Origin of the sequence: Microbacterium sp. H6 (genome assembly GCF_003314775.1) — a bacterium.
In the GTDB taxonomy this organism is placed as follows: domain Bacteria; phylum Actinomycetota; class Actinomycetes; order Actinomycetales; family Microbacteriaceae; genus Microbacterium; species Microbacterium oxydans.
This window is the reverse complement of sequence record NZ_QOAY01000301.1, coordinates 41,490-60,729: the sequence shown is the minus strand read 5'-3', so window position 1 is coordinate 60,729 and position 19,240 is coordinate 41,490. Positions and strand designations below refer to the sequence as shown.

Here is a 19,240-nt window from a genome sequence, read left to right as displayed (position 1 = left end):
GCGTCGCAACATGGGCCAGACCAAAGCGACATCCCTGGGCCAAATCAGAGTGACAGAGTCATCGAGGACGACTACACGCAGGCACAGGGCCTCTCGAAGACGCAGACGCTCACGGAGAAGCAGCGTGACGGCGTGTACGGCACGGTGCGGACCTTTATCGGCGTCCTGGCCAACAAGAAGGTGCTCCCGTGGATCACGGACACCGACGGGCGACCGCACTTCGACCCGTACGACTTCGTCAAGTCCACCGACACCGTCTACGCGATCTCTCGCGAGGGCGGTGGTAGCGCCAGGGCGATCACCGCGGCGCTGACGATGGCGGTCCTCACGGCCGCCGAGGAAGTCGGTTCCCGGATGCGTGGCGGCCGCCTCGCAACACCGTTGATGGCGGTCCTCGACGAGGCCGCGAACGTGTGCCGGTGGCGAGACCTGCCCGACGTGTATTCGCACTACGGCAGCCGCGGCATCATCGTCTCCACGTTCTTCCAGTCCTGGCAACAGGGCGTCGAAGCGTTCGGCATCAACGGGATGGACAAGCTCTGGGGAGCCGCGAATATTCGCGCCTCGGGCAGCGGCCTCGCGGACGATAAGTTCCTCCCGCACCTGTCCCAGCTGATCGGTGACCACGACGTGGTGCACCGCACCAGCACCCAGCAGCACGGAGGCCGGTCGACGACGACCAGTATCAGCCGCGAGCGGATCTTCGACGTCTCGGAACTCGCAGCGATGCCGCGCGGCCGCGCGGTGATGATCCCCGCCACACAGCCGGCGACGCTGTTCGCGCTCGAGCACTGGTCGGCGAAACCGTACGGCGAGAAAGTGGCCGCGAGCCGCGACTACTACGAAGCGCAGGCGGTCCAGACGGGACACCTCGAGGAGACATCGAATGTCTGATTACGACGACGAGACCCCGGATGAGCCCGAGGTCGAAACGTACTACCCGAACGTGTATATGTGGGTCGAACACTGGCTGTTGCCGCACTGGAAGCGTGACCTGTCCCCGGCTCGGTGGGATGCCCGCTGGTGGGAGTACACCGAGGTCCTCAGCCGGTTCGAGGCCCTGTGGCGGGCGTGGGAGTTCCTGCGCCTTGAAGGGCCGACCGGTATGGCGGTCTTCTTCCGCGACTACCTCGACACGGCCATGCCGATCATCACGGCGAGCGATGGCCCGTTCTGGCGTGTCGAGAAAGTCTCTCGAACACGCACGCTGCCCGAACAGTGGCCGAGCGAGCTTCCCTCGCCTGAGGACATGCCCGACCTGGTCTGACCGGAGCTGACGCGATGCTGTTCTACGACATCTTCTTCCTCGTCCTGGCGGCGGTGGGAGCCGCTTTTCTCCTGGTGCCTGTCTTTCGGGATCCCGGGATGGCACGCCGCAAGCGCGTCACCCGCTGGGTCCACGCGATCGGCCTGTGCCTGGTGGCGGTGTCTCTCGTGGCCGTCGGCCGAACGTCGGCCGAGTGGGCCGCGTTTCTCGTCCTCGCCGTCGTGGCCGTCTGGGCACTGGTGATCCTCGCGCTCCGCCTCCAGGACCGCATCGAGCAGACTCGGGGGCTCAGGGCAGATGCCACGCTAGGTCAGCTGGCCGCACCGACGCCGATCTCCGCGACGCGGGCGTTCTTCCACTGGATCGCATGGTCAGTGGGAGGGGGCACGGTCCTCCTGCTGGCAGTGATGGTGCTCGGCGGGATCCTCGAACCCGAACTGACATCGTCCGTGATGAACGTACCGGACGCGTGGAAGCTGATCCTCGGTGCCGACATCCTGATCATCGTGGCGGCCGGGATCGGCGTGCTGATCCAAAAGCTCACGCGTGATGAAGCGGTCCGGTACCACGAGGCCCTGACGGAGGGCATCACCGCCCGGCTGCGGGCGGAAGAAGCCGCCGGCTACGGCAAGGGGTATTCGGACGCGCTGTCAGGAACCGCACCAAACGAAGGCAGCTAAGTACCCATGGGACTGTTTTCGCGGCGCGGTAGGGCAGAGCTGATCACCGATCTGCGGCCGGGGGAGATCTTCGTGTTCGGATCGAACGCTGCGGGCTCTCACGCGGGCGGCGCCGCCCGACAGGCCGTGCGAGACTTCGGCGCCATCATGGGGCAGGCTCACGGACTCCAGGGCCGCTCATACGCGCTGGTGTCGATGTCTGGTCTGGATGTGATCGCGGAGGAAACCGCCACGTTCTATGCGTTCGCTCGCACGCATCCAGAGCTGACGTTCTTGGTGACGGAGATTGGGTGTGGCATCGCTGGCCACACCCCCACAGAGGTCGCGCCATTGTTCGCCGGAGCTCCGCGAAACGTCGTCCTTCCGCGCTCATTTATAGAGCTTCTTGAGGGTACGCATGAGTGAGTCGGGAGAGCGGGCTCGTGCAGCTGCTTTCGGACGGCAGCGCGCGCAGGCCGAGCAGAGAGAGGCACAAGCGATCCTCGATCGGATACCGCCGCCGTGGTACCGAGTGGCCGCTGCGCGTGCGCATCGTCGCGCGGCCGACGAGGCGCGGGTCACCTTCGAGCGTGCACGGTACGAAATCGGAGAGCACGAGAATGCTCTCGCGCATCTCGGTGCCGGCGCAGATCCGGACGAGTGGGGAGTGTTCAGCCTTGCCCCCGGCGTCAGCCTGGAGGCGACTCTCGCCCGGCTTGAGGCAGGGCGATACGAGAACGCGGATCTCGCGGGCGCTGCCGCCGCATTGCGGCCGCTCGTGGCTCCCGCGCGCGCGTCGACCGTTCTCGGTGACGCTGCCGCGCGGAAGGAGATCGAACGGGCAGTGGCCGCCCTGGCGGCGCGGGCACCCCGCAGGCTCGTGCGCGAGCTCATCGACCATCTCCCCGCCCGCGAGCGGCCGTTGCCGGCACGCGCCGAGGATCTCGCTCACTACGGCAGGTACAAGCTGCTCGTCACCGAGAGCGCGTCAAAGATCCGCCTCGACGACATCGTGATGGGCTCGGTGCGGGGGAGGGGCTTCGGCAGCTCACTCCTGCAGGAGCTATGCCGGTACGCAGACCATCGCTCCCTGCCGATCGTATGCACCATGATGACCGACTACCCGGACCTGCCGCGGGATGCGTCCCCGGAGGAGTACAAGGCGGCCCAGCGGACCGCTGAGCGTCGCCTGGCCGGGTGGTACCACCGCCATGGCTTCCGGTCCTCTCGCCCCGTCGACGAGTGGAAATCCCGCACGGATCTACGGCGGGAACCCGGCCCCCACGAACGGAAGGAAACGACATGACCGAGAACACGACAGTCCCAGAGAAACCCGCGCGCACGACGCTGCGCGACGCGCTGCGACAGATCCGGGATGAGATCGCGGCACAGTTCGCGATCGACCGCACCGGCATCACACGCCGAGAGGTCCCTGCCCGGGCGAAAGCCGCAGCCTGGGCCGCGATCGCCGGAATCTACCTCGTGGGCTGGAGCGAAGGGGTCCGGGTTGCTGTCGTGATGCTGCTCGGATGGACTCCTGCGCCCGACACGTGGCCCACGGGTACCGTTGCCACCGCCACGGCGGGCATCGTACGACAGATCGCCGTGGTGTTGATGGCGGCCGCGTTGATCTGGGCGTTTCGTCGGTACGCGGGCGCTGAGGTACAACGTGCCACCTGGAGGACCAGCGTCAAGACGTTCCCCGTCGGCTACCTCGCCGTGTTCATCGGATTCACCCTCGCGGGGGCGCTCAGCACGGTCTTCGGGTTGCCGTCCAACGAGTTCGATCTTGCGCCGATCGATGACCCGCTTCTGCACGTTCTCAATATCGTCAACGATGGGATGGCCGGCCCAAGCGAGGAGCTGGCCCTTCTCGCGCTCGTCGTCGTTGCGCTCCGTGCCACCGGGCACAGCTGGACTGTGGTCCTCATCGCGGCGATTGCTGTGCGGGTGCCCTTTCACCTGTACTACGGCTGGGGTGCGATCGGCCTCGCCGCCTGGGCCCTCCTGATGGTTCTGCTGTACCGCCGCACGGGAGCTATCGTCGCCCTCATCCTCGAGCACGCCACGTTCAACATGCTCACTTACGCCGGCGCCATCGGATGGTCACTCAAGCTGATCTTCACGCTGTCTGGCCTCGTGGTCGTCGGCGTCGTCTTGACTAAAAGCATCGCGCAGCGAGAGAAGGCCGCAGCGGAGAAACCGTAGTGCGCTCGGCACACGTCGAGAGAGGGCCCCGCCAGCTCGGCGGGGCCCTCTCTCTTGAGTTCTGCCGGACAGCCCGCGCGGTGGTTACTCCCCAATTTCTCCGATGTGCTCGCCAGAGAGAGCGCGTTTGACGAGCTGCGCATGCTCGGCAGACACCGGGAACTGGATCTCGGCGCCGTCTGGGAAATGCTCGTCCCCGGCACTGACCATGAGAAGGAAGTCGCCACTCGGGTACTGCGTGATGGTGAGTGATCCGCTTGTCAGCGACGGCTCCCCGTCGATGGTGCTCACCGGCCAAGTCAACGTGATCCGAAGGTTGTCGTTGTCCATCTATACTCCGAGCGGTGCGACGGATGCTGCGGCCGAGTGGAACGCCGCATACCGCGGCCGCCGCGTCGTTCATCCGGGCGGCGCGGCGACCGAGGTCGACCCGCAGATGTACGAGCAGATGAACACCGAGCTGGGTGCGCTGCGCGAGCGGCTGCGCAGCGTTCCCGTCGACGATCGCGAGACGTGGGCGCGTGTCGCACGGCACACGGCAGGCCGAGCGAGCGCAGAGGCTCGGCTCGGTTCACGCCAAGGGTCGTCACGGCGTCTCCGGTGCGTGCGGCGAGTTCGGCGACGTTGATCAACGCCGACTGTTTACTGGGCGTGTCTGCGTAGTGACATCTGCAGCATGTAGCGGGATGTTCTTCGACAAGGGTGCAGCGGCGAGTCCATCCCGTCGATGATGTAGAGCGCCGTCGCCGACGGCAAGCCATACTCACAACGGCGGCGTTGGCTAACTATACGAACAGTCGATCCGCCTGTCAGAGATGTAACAAAGACGTCATATGATCTGATTGCTGTTGAAATGTCTAAATAAGTACAGTGGTGTGACAGTGCTGAGGTGACGATGCCCAGCCAAACCCCAAGGAGATGACCGTCGTACGCTTCACTCGTTCCCTTTCCCTCACCGGCGGTGCTGCGCTGAGTGCTGGGCTGGTGGTCGAGTGCGGCATCAACCTGGCTCGTTGAGCCGTCGGCGGGGGCGGTCGATGACGCCCGCACGGTTCGTCCGCGTCCGATCCCGTGCAGACTTCGTATCAATTGGAATCGCGCGCATGCGCGAGCAGTCGCTGGCTGAACAGTGTGAGGTGTACCGCAATGTCTACTGAACCGATGAGGGTCGATCTCTCGGAGTTCCCGCTCGTCGACCACCACTGCCACGGGGTCCTCGAGAGTGATCCCAGTCGCGAAGACTTCGAGCTACTGACTACCGAGTCCGACTGGGCAGCCCCCGAAGGAACCACCGGATTCGACTCTCAAGTAGGTTTTGGGATCCGGAGATATTGCGCTCCAGTCCTCGACCTGCCCTCGTTCGCGAGCCCCGAGGACTACCTTGCCCGACGGGTGGCGCTCGGAGCGCCGGAGGTCAACCGCAGACTGCTGCGATCCACGGGGATCTCCGACTACCTCATCGAAACCGGGTATCGCGGCGACGCGATCCTGACACCTTCCGCAATGGCCGACGCCGGCGCTGCCCGCGCTCATGAAGTGGTGCGCCTTGAGCGCATTGCTGAGCAGCTCGTGGAGGGCGGATGCTCTGCCCCGCAGTTCAGAAAGACTTTCGCTCAAACCCTCGACGACGCCCTTCGCGCAGCGGTAGGTGTCAAATCCATCGCCGCCTACCGCATCGGTCTCGACTTCGATCCTCGCCGTCCGTCCGCAGAAGACGTAGACACCGCGCTCGACGCGTGGATGCGCTCAACGCTCGGTGGAGAGGTCCGACTGTCGGACGCGACCATCATCCGTCATCTCCTGTGGGAGGCGGTCGACCGCGGCGCCCTCATCCAATTCCACATCGGATACGGCGACGCCGACGTCGACCTTCTGCGGTGCACCCCGTTGCTGCTGACCGAATTCATGAGGCTCACGCGCGCGTCAGGCGTCCGCATCGCGTTACTGCACTGCTACCCGTTCCACCGCGAAGCGGGCTACTTGGCCCAGGTCTTCCCTCACGTCTTCCTCGACGTGGGTCTCGCGGTGAACTACACCGGGTCGCGCTCGCACGCGGTGATTGCGGAGTCGATGGAGCTCGCCCCGTTCTCCAAGCTAATGTTCTCCAGCGACGCCTTCGGCGTTGCGGAGCTCTACCTCCTAGGAGCGCTGCTGTTCCGCCGGGGGACCGAGGCCGCCCTCGCCGACTTTGCTGCGCGGGACGGGTGGCCTGTCGAAGAGCAACGCCGGGTCGCTGAACTCATCAGTTCTGGCAATGCACGCCGCGTCTACGGGATCGGCGCATGAGGCCCGATCTGGCGCTCCTCGCCGCGCACTGGCGAGCGGCGTTCGTCGCGGAGCAAGAGGCCGCAGTTGGACTGCGGAAGGATCTGCACGCAGACCCGCGTGCATCCGCCGACGAGGATGATGCTTCGCGGCGTATCGAGGCCGCTCTCCATGGGGTCATCGCTTTCCGGCGGAGTGCGGACACCGGACGTATCGGCCGTATCGGCCCGGAGCGCGGCGCAGCGATTGCCCTCCGCGCTGAACTCGACGCCCTTCCGCTGCGAGAGCAGACCGGCGCGCCCTATGCAGCGACCGGCGAGCTCATGCATGCCTGCGGACATGACGTGCATCAAGCCGCCCTCGTGGCACTGCTTCGCGCCTCCGTCGGTATCGACCTTCCATTCGGGCTGGTCGCTCTTCTGCAGCCGCGGGAGGAGACCTACCCGTCAGGTGCGCTCGACATGGTGCGAGAGAACGTTCTTCTCGATGAGGACATCGCACACGTCATCGGCGCGCACGTGCATCCGGCGGTGCCCGTCGGCGAGATCGCGGTGGGTGGAGGATTCATCAACGCCGCGGCCGACGAAATCGACATCCGGTTGGTGGGACGCGGCGGCCATGGCGCCTACCCGCATGACGGAGCAGACCCCGTTGCAGCTGCCGCACACATTGCGATTGCTTTGCCGGAGCTGGTACGGCGTACCGTCTCGCCTCTGAATGCAGCCGTCATCAGCATCGGCACATTGCACGTGGGCGATGGCGCTGCGAACGTCCTCCCGGAGAATGCCCACATCCGCGCCACTCTGCGCAGCACTGATCCGGCGGATCGGGTTGCTCTCCAGCGTGCAGTCAAGAGCACCGCGGAGAGCATCGCGAGCGGATTCGGGGTGGTCGCGGTCACCACTGTCACCGAAGGCGAGCCGGTGCTGATCAACGACGCCGAGCTTGCCGCTCGCATCGGCGACGCCGTCGTCACCCTCGGAGTCTCGCGCGCGGAACCACTCCGCTCACTCGGTGCCGATGACTTCTCCTACTTCTCCGACGCCGTGCCCTCCGCGATGCTCTTCGTTGGCGTCGAGACCGCAGGAGAGACACCACCGCCGTCCCTTCATCACCCGCGGTTCCTGCCGACGGATCGTGCCGTGCAGGACGTGGGCATGGCGCTCATGGCCGGCTACCTCGCAGCCGCTGAAAACCTCCTCGACGCGCGTCCTTCGGCGATCACAGCTCCTCAGGTCCGCGAGACGCTGACGGATCACCCCTCCATCGAGAGGGAGCATGCATGAACTCGGTGACGCGGACACTCGCACGCGGCACTCGCTAACGCATCCTGTTCCGCCGATTCGACGTCTGCTTCAAGCTGGCCGCAGGTGAAGAGAAATCTTATACGTACTATCTGTTACATCTAGCGCTATTTGTTGTACTCTGTACTATCCAGTTCGTATCCTGGGGCGTCAGAGTCGACGCCATACGAAGGGTTCTGAAATGACTGCAGCATCCACTCGCGTCGGGGACAGCACCCCGGTCGCCCCGCGCAAGACACTCCGCCTGTGGGAAGTCGTGGCAATCTCGGTGGGCTTCATGGGGCCCGTCATGGCGATGTCGTTGAACGGCATCGGAGTCGCCGGACTCGTCGGCTCCGGCGTGCCGTTCACCTTTATCGTCTCGTTCGCTGGGACGATGCTTGTGGCATACGCGTTCATCCGGCTCACCCGATACATCACTCACGCCGGGTCGGTATACGCCCTCGCAGGCTCCACGCTCGGCCCTCGGGCAGGCTTCTTCGGAGGTTTCGCGCTCCTGGGCACCTACATCTTCTTCGCCGTCTGCATCGCTGGCGCGTGCGGGGTTTTCTTCCAAGCGATGATGACCGAGTTCGGGGTAACACTCCCGTCGTGGACCTGGGTTCTCGTGCCCGTCGTCGTCGCCGTGTTCACCCTCATCCTCAACGTGCGTGAGTCCACCGTTACGGCTCGTACGCTCCTGGGCATCGGGTTCGTCGGAATCGCCGCGATGGTCGTGCTCTCGGTGGTCATCATCGTTCGCGTGGCTTCGGGAGACGCGCCCGTATCGACCGGCGTGGACTTCTCCGTGCTGCTTCCCGGCGACGCCCCGATCAGCGCCGTCATGACCGCCGCAGTGTTCGGATTCTTGTCGTGGGCAGGATTCGAGTCGGGCACCTCGCTGGGAGAGGAGACGCAGAACCCTAAGCGGGTCGTTCCGCGCGCTCTCCTGCTCGCGGTCGTCGTCGCCGGCGTCATCTACGTCCTCGTGATGTTCGCGCAGACCATCGGTTTCGGAACCGATGAGGAAGGTGTCGCGGCGTTCGCTGGAGCATCCTCCACTCTCACAACCCTCGCGTCCACTTACGTCGGACAGTGGTGCGCGGTGCTCATCGCGATCTTCGCATTCCTCGTCGCGTTCGCTTCCCTGCTGAGCTCGACCGCGGCAGCCGCCCGTCTCCTCTTTGCTCTCGCACGCGACGGGTTCGGACCGAAGTCGTTCGCCGCTACGAGCGACAAGACCGGAGTCCCCGTCCGGAGCACGATCTTCGTGATCATCCTCACCGTCGTCTTCGCGGTCGGGTTCGGCCTGTTCGGCGCCACATCGGTGGAGGTGTACTACTGGTTCGCGACCATCGCGACCCTCTGCATGGTGGTCGCATACGGAATGACCTCGGTAGGCGTCATCAAGCACACGTTCTCGCGTGGATCGAAGATCCCGAAGTGGGAAGCCATCATCCCGGTCCTCGGCCTCGCCTTCCTCGCCTACGTGTACTTCATCCAGATCGCCGGCCAGGCCGCCCCGTACACATACTTCCCGTGGATTGCGGGCGCGTGGTGCCTGATCGGCTTGATCATCGTGCTCGTCCGCCCATCCCTTGCCGACAGAATCGGATCTCGTCTGAGCGTGGAAGAGCTGGACTGATAATGACCGTCAACAACCCGAACCCGACGACAGGAAAAGACACCATGGGCACCGAGGCAGAAAACGACGAACTGATCTTCATCGCCACCACCGACATCGCGGCGCGCACCAAGGGACGCTCGATGCGGTTGGCGGACTTCGACGAGAACGCCTCGCTCGGTTGGGTGCCCGCAAACCTGGGCATCGGCTCGCTCGGTCACATCGTCGATGACATCCCCTACGGCTCCACCGGTGATCTGCGCCTCAAGCCGGACCTCAGCTCGCTCGCCCGCGTGGATGGAATCCCCGGGCGGCCCCCGCTGAACGTCGTTTTCGCGGATCTGGTAAACACGGACGGGTCACCTTGGGAGAGCTGCCCGCGCACCTTCCTCCGTGACGCTGTCGAGCAGCTGCGGACTGAGTTCGGCATCACAACTCGTTCCTCTTTCGAGCACGAGTTCGTGGACGTCAGCGCCAAGGGAGACCACCACCCGTTCTCGCTGCAGGCATTCCGGCGCGCAGAGCCGCTCGGATCCGAGCTGATGCGCGTACTGCACACCGCCGGACTCGAACCGGAGACCTGGCTTCCCGAGTACGGTCGTCACCAGTACGAGATCACCGTCGCCCCCACCGATCCGGTCGCCGCGGCAGACCGAGCCATCCTCGTCCGCGACATCGTCTACGACGTCTTCGAGGCCCACGGACGCGAAGCCTCCTTCGCCCCTGTCGTCGTACCGGGCGAGACCGGCAACGGTGTGCACGTGCACTTCGGACTCGATGACCTCGACGGCAACACCCTCGTGTATGACCCCACCCGCCCTGGCCGCCTTTCCAAACTTGCCGGCAGCTTCGCCGCCGGCATCGTCAAGTACGGGCCCGCCATGGCCGCCCTGTTCGCCCCGTTGGCGACCAGCTACCTCCGTCTCGCGCCGCACAACTGGTCAACGGCACGGTCGTTCCTGGGGCTTCAGAACCGCGAGGCGCTGTTGCGCATCTGTCCCACCAACGAAATCGACGGCCGCGACCCCAGCAAGCAGCTGCACTTCGAATTCCGTGGCGGTGATATCGGAGCCAACCCCTGGATCCTTCTGGGCATGATTCTGCGGGCAGGAATGCAGGGACTCCGTGACCGACTCGAGACGCCGGAGATCGTCGTTGGAGAGCTCGACCTGGAGGATCGACACGCCCACCTGACCAGGCTTCCCCGGGATCTCGAGAAGGCACTCGATGCGCTGAAGGCGGACGAGGTGGTGTCCGGGTGGTTCTCGCCGGCGTTCCTGGCAACCTTCGAGGCCATTAAGAAGGACGAGTTCGCCTCTGTTCAGGGCCGCTCGCTCACCGAGCAATGCGAGGTGTACGCTCGTGTCTACTGAGCATGCGAACTCCACGACGACGCCAGCGCACGGAGACGGTGTACCTGACCTCCTCGCACGAGACCGCGCCGTCATCGCGGGGGTAGAGAAGCTGCGCTTCTTCCCGCTTGCCGCCGTCTCAGGCTCCGGTCACACACTCGTCGAACCCGACGGCCGCGAACTCATCGACCTCAGCGCAAGCTGGACGGCATCAGGTTTTGGGCATGGCAACATGCGCATCGCTGCTGTCATTGCCGATGCCGCAGCTTCAAGCCCCGGATCCTCGATCCTGTCCGCCACGCATCCGGACGCAGTCTCACTCGCGGAGGAACTACTCGATCTCGTGCCCAGCTCGCTGCCGCCTGAGGAGAGACGCGTCTACCTCGGACATGCGGGCACAGACGCGAACGAAGTGGCGCTACACGGCGCTCGCCACGCGACCGGGCGACCGAACGTGATCGCGTTCGAGAACGGCTACCACGGCGGAATGGGTGACTCACGGGGTGTATCCGGCGTTCACATCGCCTCTGGTGTGCCTGCCGACCCGCACCTGACTCTTCTGCCCTACCCGGATGCGTACAGGCCCCACACCGGCGACGCGTCCACCATCGTCGAAGACATCCTCGCCGCAGCCAGCGAGGAGCTGTCCCGCGGGAAGACTGCGGCAGTGATCGTAGAACCTATCCAGTCCGATGGTGGGGTCATCGTGCCCCCAGCCGGTTTCCTGTCAGGTCTGCGAGAACTGTGCGATGCGCACGGCGCGTATCTCATTGTCGACGAGGTGAAGGTCGGCCTAGGACGCACTGGGCTCCCGCATGCGTTTGCCTATGACGGCGTCGTTCCCGACATCGTCACCCTCGGCAAGGCGCTGGGAGGAGGACTCCCGCTGTCCGCCGCTGTCGGTCCAGCCTCTGTATTGGACGAACCGGTGGCTTCTGCATTGATGACCACTACCGGTAACCCGATCTCGTGCGCTGCCGGCCGTGCCGTTTTGTCGATTGTTCGAGAGGGTTCCGTTACTGCCAATGCGCGGGATCGTGGGTTCCAACTACTGACATTGTTCGAGGAGTACGTCCGCACGTACCGGCCGGGTGCCTGCCACGTGGGCAACGTGCGCGGTCGCGGGCTGTCGGTCGGCGTCGAGATCGTTCACGACCGCCAGTCCGCGGCTGCAGACGACAACCTCACCGCGAAGATCGTCTACCGAGCTTGGCAGCTCGGCGTAGTGGCCTACCCGGTGCGGGGCAACGTCATCGAACTGACCCCGCCGCTGACAATCCCGGCTGACGCACTCTCGGAAGCGGTGCGACTCCTGACCCAGGCAATAGACGACGCCGCGGAGGGCGTCGTGTCCGACGAGCAGATCGCTGACTACCAGGGCTGGTGATATGGCCCACGGTCAGCGACCTCAAGGTCACGCGGACGCGGGGGTGACGGGCTCGGAGATCCAGGTTTCCCGAACAGCTTCAAGGGACTCAAGGCGCTTACGACCCGACTCGCCACGTTCTTCCGTCACCCCCGCGATCACTGTCTCCAGGACCGCCAGCGCGGGGACGAGAGAGTCGAACGGGGATGGTGCGTCCACATTCGCTGGCAACACGGCCTTCGCTACGTCTGCAACCGGCGACATCCAGCGGTCCGTGAACAGCACCAGTTCAGCACCCTGCGACGCGACACTGCGCGCGAATCGCACGACCCCCTGGTCGTACCTGCGGTAGTCGAACACAACCAAGACGTCGCTTCGACGGGTGTCGGCCACGACGGCAAGGCGCTTGAGCTCGTCAGGGCCAATCGACTGCACATCGGGACGCAACAGCATCAGATGGGCCGCGAGATAGTCCGCCAGCATCAGACTGAACCGTCCGCCGATCAGTCGCACGCGTCGGCGCGGGTCCGACAACAGGGACACCGCTCGCTCGTACTCGCTGAGCGGAAGGTCACCCATCGTTGCACTGATGCCGGAGGTGAACACCTCGGTCGCGTGGGCCAGTTCGTCGTCGTCGGAGCGAAGATCCGCTCGCCCGTACTGCTCCAGTGGGGATCCCAGACGTTCCTGTACTTCGTGAACGAGTTTTTTCTGGAAGTCGGGATACCCGGTGAAGCCGAGACGTCCGACGAACCGAATCACGGTGGGGGAGCTTACCGACGCGCGACGCGCGAGTTCGGCGACTGTCTCCAGTCCCGCGATGGGATAGTTCGCGAGCAGCGCTCGTCCAACTTTCCGCTCGCCTGCGCTGAGCGAGTCCAGAGCCCGTCTAACTTGCTCACTGACCAGCAGGCCGCCAGCCTGCAAACCATCAACGGCCATCGTCACTCCCTTGGTTGGAACCCACGTTACACATTGGCATGATCACTACCTTCTGTTGATGCGGTTCCGACTTTCTGCGCCCGAACTGTCGCGGAGATCAGTGCGATGGTCTGCTCCTCGAGCGTCGGCGCCGTCAGCAGGAGAACGTCGCGAGTCAGCGCCGCGCCAAGGAGAGGCACCGTGACCACTCCCTCCTGCGCGTGAAGGTCTTCTGGCAGAGCAAGCTCGGGCACCATGGCTAGGCCTAGTCCTGCGGCAACATATGCGCGAACGACTCGGTAGTCGTCCGTTCGCGGCCCGATTCGAGGATCGAAGCCCGCGGCGTGCGCAGCCGCGGTGAAAGCGAGATCCCCCGGGTCCGTTTCTCTGACGCCGAAGACCCACGGCTCTCCACTGAACTCCAGGAGATGACGTGAGCCCGCATTCGCGAGAGGGTGTCCGCTAGGGGCAATCAGGGTGAATCGCTCTGCAAACAGGGAGGAGCGGCGGACGCCCGGTCCCGCAGGCGCGGGGTCTCCCGGCCGCTCAAACACGATGGCAGCATCCAATGCGAGCTGGTCCATCATCAGGGTCAACTCGTGGAGTTCGCCTTCGACGACTCGGGCGGAATAGCCGGAGGAATCGAGAGCGCGCACCAGCGCTGGCAGCACTCGAGCTGCGGCGGTGGGGAAGATGCCGAGCCTGACCCGTCGCCGGCCGTCAGCTAGCGTTTTCGCCACATCGCCTTCTGCGCGAGATGCGCGGTCGAGGATAGCAATCGCATGCGGAAGCCAGAGTCTGCCTGCTGAGGTGAGCTGCGTGCCAGCACGGGAGCTGTCGATGACCGGCAACCCCGTCGTCAGCCCAAGCGCACGCAGGTGATGAGTCACAGTTGGTTGACTCCACCCCAGGGCGGCCGCCGCCCCCAGCACGGAGCCATGTTCTGCAACTGCCCGAAGGGCGGCGAACTGACGTAGATCGAGCATTCGACTCTCTCAATACCTCGTATTGGAACTCACACGATAGTCACTATTCCATATGGACGACATCCCGATCACGATTGAAGAGTGAACACGGACACTCTCGACCCCCACACCATCCAGGCTGCGTCGCCATCTGACACTCCGACGCCGTACGCCGATGCGCTGCTTCACTATGCAGCTCGAGACACGGTTCGCTTAAATGTCCCGGGGCACTCCGCCGACCCTCACGCGGCTCCGGAGCTTGCCGCCTACTTCGGTGAACACCTCCTCCGGTTGGATGTGCCGCCGCTTCTCGCCGGCCTCGACAAGGGCCAGGACAACCCGTTGGCGCGCGCCCATGAGTTGGCAGCTGGGGCATACGGGGCTCGCCGGACATGGTTCCTCACGAACGGCGCCTCGCAGGCCAATCGGATCGCGGCTCTCGCGCTTGCTGGATTCCGCGATACCAGGCAGCCGGTCATCGCGCAGCGCAGCGCCCACTCGTCGTTCTCCGACGGGATCGTACTTGGTGGCCTGCTGCCGCGGTTCGTGCAGCCTTCCATTGACGGCTGGTTCGGTATCAACCATGGTGTGTCGCCCGCGGCCCTGCGCGAAGCGCTGCACGGACTCCCCGATGAGGAACGGCCGAAGGGCATCTACGTCATCTCGCCGAGCTACTTCGGTGCCGTCGCAGATGTTGCCGCGCTGGCAGACATCGCACATGAGGCGGGAGCGCCGCTCATCGTGGACGCGGCGTGGGGCGGGCACTTCGGATTCCACCCAGACCTCCCCAACAACCCTCTTCATCTCGGGGCGGACCTCGTCGTCTCAAGCACCCACAAGCTCGGCGGCAGCCTCACCCAGTCCGCCATGTTGCACCTCGGACACAGCCGCTTCGCTGACGAGCTCGAACCTCTCATCGACCGCGCATTCGGACTGACGCAGTCCACGAGCGAAAGCTCGCTGCTGCTCGCCTCGCTGGACATCGCCCGTGACGCCATGCAGCGCGGGCATGATCGGATCGGTGCTGCCATCGCCGCGGCCGAAGAGCTACGAGACAAGATCCGTAACGGTGGTCGCTTCGCCATCGTCAGCGACACGTTTGAGCGCTTCCCTGACATCGAAGCGTCCGACCCACTCCGAGTCTCGATTGACGTCGCCCGTGGAGGGGTTCACGGCAACACAGCCCGAGAACTGCTCATGGACCGCGACGGCATCTACTTCGAGATTGCCACTGAGAACTGCATCGTTGCCGTCATCGCTCCGGGCGTGGTTCCTGATGTTGACCGCGTTGTGCGCGCACTTCACGCCCTCCCCAACGACCCCAACGTTCGCACCGAGCACACACTCGATGCCCTCGGTGCGCTTCCGGCGCCCGGTCAACTGACGATGCTTCCACGCGACGCGTTCCTCAGCCCTGCCGAGTTGATCCCCGCGGAAGACGCGGTCGGCCGGGTGTCAGCAATTGCACTGGCCGCCTACCCCCCGGGGATCCCAAACGTTCTTCCCGGCGAAGTGATCACCCACGAGCTAGTGGAGTTCCTCCAGCGGGTTGCGGCGACGCCAGGAGGCTACGTGCGCGGGGCGTCCGATCCCAGCATGACGCTCTTCTCCGTCGTCGATGCTCGCTAACAGCTGTTCGCCTCGGGATGCAGTCGTCCTCCACGGCTCGATGCTACCCGCGGCTCGATAGCGGGCCCCGTCACGCTCGGAGCGAGAACGAGCTCTCTACTAAGTCGGACAAGCTTTGCGAAGGAGGCCTCGGCTGGAGCGGCGCATCACGACATGTGCTCGCAACTCCAGGAGTCCCTAGGGCAGCACGCCCAGGACCCCTCCAGTCCCTCTCAGAGCGAGAACTAGCGCCACGCGAACAACCCATCACGATCTATCCGCAGCCGCACCGCCGAGTGCAGGCGTGGGTGCACTCGGGTGGGCGCAGTCCGACGTGAGTCATGCCGAAGGGGATGGGCGGAGAATGGGTTTCTCAGCTCGTGCCGACCTCCGCCAGACCGCAGAACGCCAAGGCGGTCAGCGCGTACGTCTTGGCGGCGACCACGAGCTGTTCGATCGGCACGTACTCATCTTCGGCGTGCGCGGTGTTGCCGACGCCGGGGCCGTACATGACGCCCTGGAGGCCTCTCGCGTCCATCCAGGTGATGTCGCACAGTCCAAAGAAGCCGCTGAGTTCCGGTAGGCGCGATTCATCGATAGCGCCGAGCGCAGCGCTGTGCGCCGAGGTCAATGCCGGAAGCAGCGGATGATCCGGGCTCAAGGTGTACGGCGCCCACAAGAGCTTCCACTCGAAGATCGGCGTGTGCTCACGCAGCCAGGGGTCCAATGCGCATGCGCTTCGAACGGCATGTTCGATCTCGGCGATGACGTCCTCGTTGGTCCGCGCGGGGTTGTGAGTCACGGAGTACTCGACGGTCAAGGTGTCGGCGAGCGCAAACGGCACCTTGAAGCCGGTGGGATGCGCGTCGAGCACCGCCGGGAGGATGCTGAAGTGGCCCGGAACGTAGTGGGGGTGCCGGTCGTGCTGCGCCCACTGATCTTCGAGGTTCCGGAGGGCTTGGTAGACGACCCAGAACTTGTCAACAGTGTTCACCCCCAAGGTCTCGCCATCGAGGGTGGGGTGCAGCGCACGTCCGCGCAGGCTCGAATGCGCCGCCTTTCCTTCGAACGAGAGCGAGAACCAGAGCCCACCCGCGCTGACGGTTGCGAGCTTGGGTGTCGTTCCGTCATAGCTGGTGGGCTCCACAATCACTGCGGCATCGGCTGTGTACCCGGCGTCCAGGGCAGCGCTCGTGCCGTATTGGTGATCGCCCGTTTCTTCTCCGACCACGGCTTGGAGGACGACATCTCCTTTGAGCTTGACGCCGGCCCTCTTCAGAGCCAATGCCGCGAATGCGGCCGCCACGACCCCGCCCTTGTCGTCGGTGGCACCTCTGCCATGCACGTCGGTGTCCGTGACGAGACCTGAGAACGGATCGCGGCTCCACTTGCTCGCGTTCGCCGGAACGACGTCCACGTGTCCGTTGAACAGGATCGACGGTCCTCCACCGGCGCCGACGATGCGGCCGCAGGCGTTGTCTCGGTCCGCTTCGACCGTCACGATCTCGACATCCGCTCCGGACGAGCGGTAAAGATCGGCGAGCAGAGCACTCACCTCGCTCTCGCGACCGATATGGTCGGTGTAGTTCTGGCCGGGGTACCGAGGGTTGACGCTGGGAATCTGTACGGCCTCGGCAAGGGTCTGCACCAACGCCGGCGTCAGTTCGTCGACGGCGGCAAGAACCGTCGACACCGCCTGGCTACGGGCGCTGTGGTGGCTGTTGGCCTCAGACATTTTTTTCTCCTTCGGTGGCGTTGGCCGTTACAGGGGTGTTCGCAATGGCTGTGTCCCTCGATCGCTGATATCTAACCGGCGCTCCAGGAACGAGTCGGCGCAGTCCGACGGCACCGCGCTCCATCAGTCCAGCGATTCCGCGAGGAAGGAATATCAGCACCAGGATCGTGCCCCCACCAATGATGATCTGACGCCACGATCCGAGGTCGGACAGTTGACGGTCGATGAGCGTCACGACGATCGCTCCGACGACCGGACCCCATATATGTCCGGTGCCACCGAGGAAGATCATGCTCAACCCGAGGGTCACGAATCCGAAACTGAAGAGCGAAGTGTCGGCCACCCGGAAATACGAAACGTACAGAGCGCCCGAAACGCCAGCGATACCGCCGCTGAGCACGAAGGCGAGCATCTGCTGACGGACGCGGCTGATCCCTCGGCTCACCGCGAACTGCTCGTTATCGCGGAGCGCGACGAGGCTCCGACCGAAGCTGCTCCGCAACACCGAGTCGAGGGCGATGAGAAGGAGGGCCACCGCGAATCCTACGAGCCAGAGGTAACCGAGACCTCCGAACTCGTGAAGGGAGAAGGAACCGATCCCGAGCGAGCGCAGACCTGGAAGTCCGCTCGATCCACCAGTGAGGCCGGGGACAGCAAGGATGAGGTAGTAACACAGCTGCACGAACACGAAGGTGATTAGGGCGATATAGATCCCTCGCATCCGCACTACAGGCAGATAGGCGAGTGCGCCGGCGGCCGATCCGACGGCGCCGCCGAGCAACAGCCCCGCCCAGGCGTCCCATCCCCACGAGACGACTGAGATCGCCGCCGCGTACCCGCCCAAACCGAAGAAGCCGACGTGCGCGAAGTTGAAGATGCCGCTGATCCCCAGGGTGAGGTTCCAACTCGCCGCGAGAAGCGCATACAGCAGTGCCGTGATGGCGACGAGCCTGCTCGACGCCGAGGTCACCAGGTATGGCAGGGCGGCCGCCGCCGTCAGGAGCCCGAGGTATGAGCCGTAGCGAATGATCAGCCGATTCATGCGGTTCGTCCTTTGATCAGACCCTCTGGCTTCACCAGCATGACTACTACCAGCACAATGAATACGACCACAGGGCTCCACTGTAAGCCGAAGAAGTACGTCGTACTCGCCTCCAGCACGCCGATCGTGAACGCGCCAATGATGGTCCCGAGAAGTGAAGTGGATCCTCCAAAGACGAGCACGACGAAGGCCGTGAGGAGAGGCGCAAATCCCTTTGCGGGCGTAATCGTCGTCGTCGTTCCGTAAATGAGCGCGGCGGCCGCAGCGAGAACAGCGGCAATGATGAAAACCGCGGCGTAGACACGCTTCGGTTGGATCCCAACGAGGAGCGCCATCTGACGGTTCTGCTCCACCGCGCGGATGCTCGCGCCCCACTCCGTTCGCTTGAGGATCACCATAAGGCCGAGTATCAGCACCATTGCGAGCCCGAATCCGATCACGCTGGTGGCAGCGAGTGGGATGCTGCCGAGACGGAAGACGACGTCCGATACGGGCGCGATCTGCCGTTTCCTCCAATGCCGCGGCGAGGTATCTCGCCGAAACACCGACGCCCTTGTCCGCGACGTGCGCGGGCGTGCCAGCTGCAACCACGGTCACGCCGGCGTCGCCCGCGCCGGGGCCAAGATCGATTACGTGGAGTTGCCATTCCCGGCCAGAGGGCGTACTCAGAGTACGGTCAATGTCAAGTCCGCGGCCGGTTGACGCAGAAGCACCCATCATGGGCAGATTCAGACCCGCCCGCCTGAGTCCGCTACTCGCCGGATGGCAGGAGCGCAACCCCCTAGAGGGCTACGTGAGCCGCTCGTAGGTTGATGGTCCGCGGGGCGCCCGAGTTCTAGGAGGCATCAAACCTTTCGGTCCCCGCGAAGAGCGCGTTCGTTGCGGAATAAGCTCCCCAGGCTGAAACGCAACGGACGCGCTACTACCGCCCCGACACGGTCGCAA

18 protein-coding genes are annotated in these 19,240 nt (G+C 64.6%); 12 read left to right on the top strand and 6 right to left on the bottom strand.

The window, feature by feature from the left end:
• From DSP71_RS19680 to DSP71_RS19655, 6 genes are all read left to right on the top strand, one after another.
• A partial coding sequence (locus DSP71_RS19680; protein ID WP_181800792.1) for a type IV secretory system conjugative DNA transfer family protein occupies positions 1-894 on the top strand: 894 nt, incomplete at its 5' end.
• Positions 887-1,267 (top strand): DUF4913 domain-containing protein, encoded by a 381-nt coding sequence (locus DSP71_RS19675; RefSeq protein ID WP_067117765.1) that lies wholly within the window; start codon positions 887-889, stop codon positions 1,265-1,267. The genes DSP71_RS19680 and DSP71_RS19675, both read left to right, overlap by 8 nt.
• A gap of 14 nt (positions 1,268-1,281) precedes the next feature.
• Positions 1,282-1,947 (top strand): hypothetical protein, encoded by a 666-nt coding sequence (locus tag DSP71_RS19670; protein WP_067117768.1) that lies wholly within the window; start codon positions 1,282-1,284, stop codon positions 1,945-1,947.
• A gap of 6 nt (positions 1,948-1,953) precedes the next feature.
• Positions 1,954-2,352, top strand: coding sequence for a hypothetical protein (locus DSP71_RS19665; RefSeq protein WP_067117771.1), 399 nt, complete (start codon positions 1,954-1,956; stop codon positions 2,350-2,352).
• Positions 2,345-3,232 carry a hypothetical protein gene (locus tag DSP71_RS19660; protein ID WP_147251412.1) on the top strand — a complete coding sequence of 296 codons (888 nt, stop codon included), beginning with the start codon at positions 2,345-2,347 and terminating at the stop codon, positions 3,230-3,232. The genes DSP71_RS19665 and DSP71_RS19660 overlap by 8 nt, the downstream gene beginning before the upstream one ends.
• Positions 3,229-4,134 carry a type II CAAX prenyl endopeptidase Rce1 family protein gene (locus DSP71_RS19655; protein WP_067117778.1) on the top strand — a complete coding sequence of 302 codons (906 nt, stop codon included), beginning with the start codon at positions 3,229-3,231 and terminating at the stop codon, positions 4,132-4,134. The genes DSP71_RS19660 and DSP71_RS19655 overlap by 4 nt, the downstream gene beginning before the upstream one ends.
• A gap of 84 nt (positions 4,135-4,218) precedes the next feature.
• On the opposite strand, the gene DSP71_RS19650 is transcribed toward DSP71_RS19655, so the two are convergent.
• Positions 4,219-4,464, bottom strand: a complete 246-nt coding sequence (locus tag DSP71_RS19650; protein WP_067117781.1) for a hypothetical protein — start codon at positions 4,462-4,464, stop codon at positions 4,219-4,221.
• Between the two features lie 831 nt (positions 4,465-5,295).
• Between DSP71_RS19650 and DSP71_RS19640 the strand changes: the two genes are divergently transcribed.
• The 5 genes from DSP71_RS19640 (at position 5,296) to DSP71_RS19620 (ending at position 12,045) form a co-directional block, all read left to right on the top strand.
• Positions 5,296-6,420 carry an amidohydrolase gene (locus DSP71_RS19640; RefSeq protein ID WP_258546563.1) on the top strand — a complete coding sequence of 375 codons (1,125 nt, stop codon included), beginning with the start codon at positions 5,296-5,298 and terminating at the stop codon, positions 6,418-6,420.
• Positions 6,417-7,685 (top strand): M20 family metallopeptidase, encoded by a 1,269-nt coding sequence (locus DSP71_RS19635; RefSeq protein ID WP_082914306.1) that lies wholly within the window; start codon positions 6,417-6,419, stop codon positions 7,683-7,685. Before DSP71_RS19640 ends, DSP71_RS19635 begins: the two co-directional genes overlap by 4 nt.
• A gap of 199 nt (positions 7,686-7,884) precedes the next feature.
• Positions 7,885-9,327: an APC family permease gene (locus DSP71_RS19630; RefSeq protein WP_067117786.1), complete on the top strand. Its 1,443-nt coding sequence runs from the start codon at positions 7,885-7,887 to the stop codon at positions 9,325-9,327.
• Between the two features lie 2 nt (positions 9,328-9,329).
• Complete coding sequence (locus DSP71_RS19625) at positions 9,330-10,679, top strand: glutamine synthetase family protein (RefSeq protein WP_231880283.1); 1,350 nt, start codon at positions 9,330-9,332, stop codon at positions 10,677-10,679.
• Positions 10,669-12,045, top strand: coding sequence for an aspartate aminotransferase family protein (locus DSP71_RS19620; RefSeq protein ID WP_067117789.1), 1,377 nt, complete (start codon positions 10,669-10,671; stop codon positions 12,043-12,045). The genes DSP71_RS19625 and DSP71_RS19620 overlap by 11 nt, the downstream gene beginning before the upstream one ends.
• A 27-nt stretch (positions 12,046-12,072) precedes the next feature.
• Here the strand turns inward: DSP71_RS19620 and DSP71_RS19615 are convergent, their stop codons facing one another.
• On the bottom strand, positions 12,073-12,966 hold the full coding sequence (locus tag DSP71_RS19615; protein ID WP_082914307.1) for a MurR/RpiR family transcriptional regulator: 894 nt from the start codon (positions 12,964-12,966) through the stop codon (positions 12,073-12,075).
• 26 nt (positions 12,967-12,992) lie between these two features.
• Positions 12,993-13,931 carry a LysR family transcriptional regulator gene (locus tag DSP71_RS19610; protein ID WP_082914308.1) on the bottom strand — a complete coding sequence of 313 codons (939 nt, stop codon included), beginning with the start codon at positions 13,929-13,931 and terminating at the stop codon, positions 12,993-12,995.
• A gap of 81 nt (positions 13,932-14,012) precedes the next feature.
• Between DSP71_RS19610 and DSP71_RS19605 the strand changes: the two genes are divergently transcribed.
• Positions 14,013-15,539 (top strand): aminotransferase class I/II-fold pyridoxal phosphate-dependent enzyme, encoded by a 1,527-nt coding sequence (locus tag DSP71_RS19605; protein WP_082914309.1) that lies wholly within the window; start codon positions 14,013-14,015, stop codon positions 15,537-15,539.
• Positions 15,540-15,891: 352 nt separating this feature from the next.
• On the opposite strand, the gene DSP71_RS19600 is transcribed toward DSP71_RS19605, so the two are convergent.
• From DSP71_RS19600 to DSP71_RS19590, 3 genes are read right to left on the bottom strand one after another with little or no spacing between them, the layout of a single operon-like run.
• Entirely contained in the window at positions 15,892-17,253 is a 1,362-nt protein-coding gene (locus tag DSP71_RS19600; protein WP_067117792.1) for a M20 family metallopeptidase, read from the bottom strand.
• A complete protein-coding gene (locus DSP71_RS19595; protein ID WP_067117796.1) occupies positions 17,246-18,295 on the bottom strand; it encodes a branched-chain amino acid ABC transporter permease in 1,050 nt (349 codons plus the stop codon). Before DSP71_RS19595 ends, DSP71_RS19600 begins: the two co-directional genes overlap by 8 nt.
• The gene (locus tag DSP71_RS19590; protein ID WP_258546562.1) at positions 18,292-18,735 is read right to left on the bottom strand and encodes a branched-chain amino acid ABC transporter permease; all 444 of its coding nucleotides are present in this window, start codon (positions 18,733-18,735) and stop codon (positions 18,292-18,294) included. Before DSP71_RS19590 ends, DSP71_RS19595 begins: the two co-directional genes overlap by 4 nt.
• Between the last annotated feature and the right edge of the window lie 505 nt (positions 18,736-19,240).

Bases quoted from the DNA above. Each gene is read 5' to 3' on its own strand.
- DSP71_RS19610 (WP_082914308.1), bottom strand. From the start codon at position 13,931: ATGCTCGATCTACGTCAGTTCGCCGCCCTTCGGGCAGTTGCAGAACAT.
- DSP71_RS19670 (WP_067117768.1), top strand. From the start codon at position 1,282: ATGCTGTTCTACGACATCTTCTTCCTCGTCCTGGCGGCGGTGGGAGCC.
- DSP71_RS19625 (WP_231880283.1), top strand. From the start codon at position 9,330: ATGACCGTCAACAACCCGAACCCGACGACAGGAAAAGACACCATGGGC.
- DSP71_RS19655 (WP_067117778.1), top strand. From the start codon at position 3,229: ATGACCGAGAACACGACAGTCCCAGAGAAACCCGCGCGCACGACGCTG.
- DSP71_RS19660 (WP_147251412.1), top strand. From the start codon at position 2,345: ATGAGTGAGTCGGGAGAGCGGGCTCGTGCAGCTGCTTTCGGACGGCAG.
- DSP71_RS19675 (WP_067117765.1), top strand. From the start codon at position 887: ATGTCTGATTACGACGACGAGACCCCGGATGAGCCCGAGGTCGAAACG.
- DSP71_RS19640 (WP_258546563.1), top strand. From the start codon at position 5,296: ATGAGGGTCGATCTCTCGGAGTTCCCGCTCGTCGACCACCACTGCCAC.
- DSP71_RS19600 (WP_067117792.1), bottom strand. From the start codon at position 17,253: ATGTCTGAGGCCAACAGCCACCACAGCGCCCGTAGCCAGGCGGTGTCG.
- DSP71_RS19630 (WP_067117786.1), top strand. From the start codon at position 7,885: ATGACTGCAGCATCCACTCGCGTCGGGGACAGCACCCCGGTCGCCCCG.
- DSP71_RS19665 (WP_067117771.1), top strand. From the start codon at position 1,954: ATGGGACTGTTTTCGCGGCGCGGTAGGGCAGAGCTGATCACCGATCTG.
- DSP71_RS19595 (WP_067117796.1), bottom strand. From the start codon at position 18,295: ATGAATCGGCTGATCATTCGCTACGGCTCATACCTCGGGCTCCTGACG.
- DSP71_RS19650 (WP_067117781.1), bottom strand. From the start codon at position 4,464: ATGGACAACGACAACCTTCGGATCACGTTGACTTGGCCGGTGAGCACC.
- DSP71_RS19615 (WP_082914307.1), bottom strand. From the start codon at position 12,966: ATGGCCGTTGATGGTTTGCAGGCTGGCGGCCTGCTGGTCAGTGAGCAA.
- DSP71_RS19635 (WP_082914306.1), top strand. From the start codon at position 6,417: ATGAGGCCCGATCTGGCGCTCCTCGCCGCGCACTGGCGAGCGGCGTTC.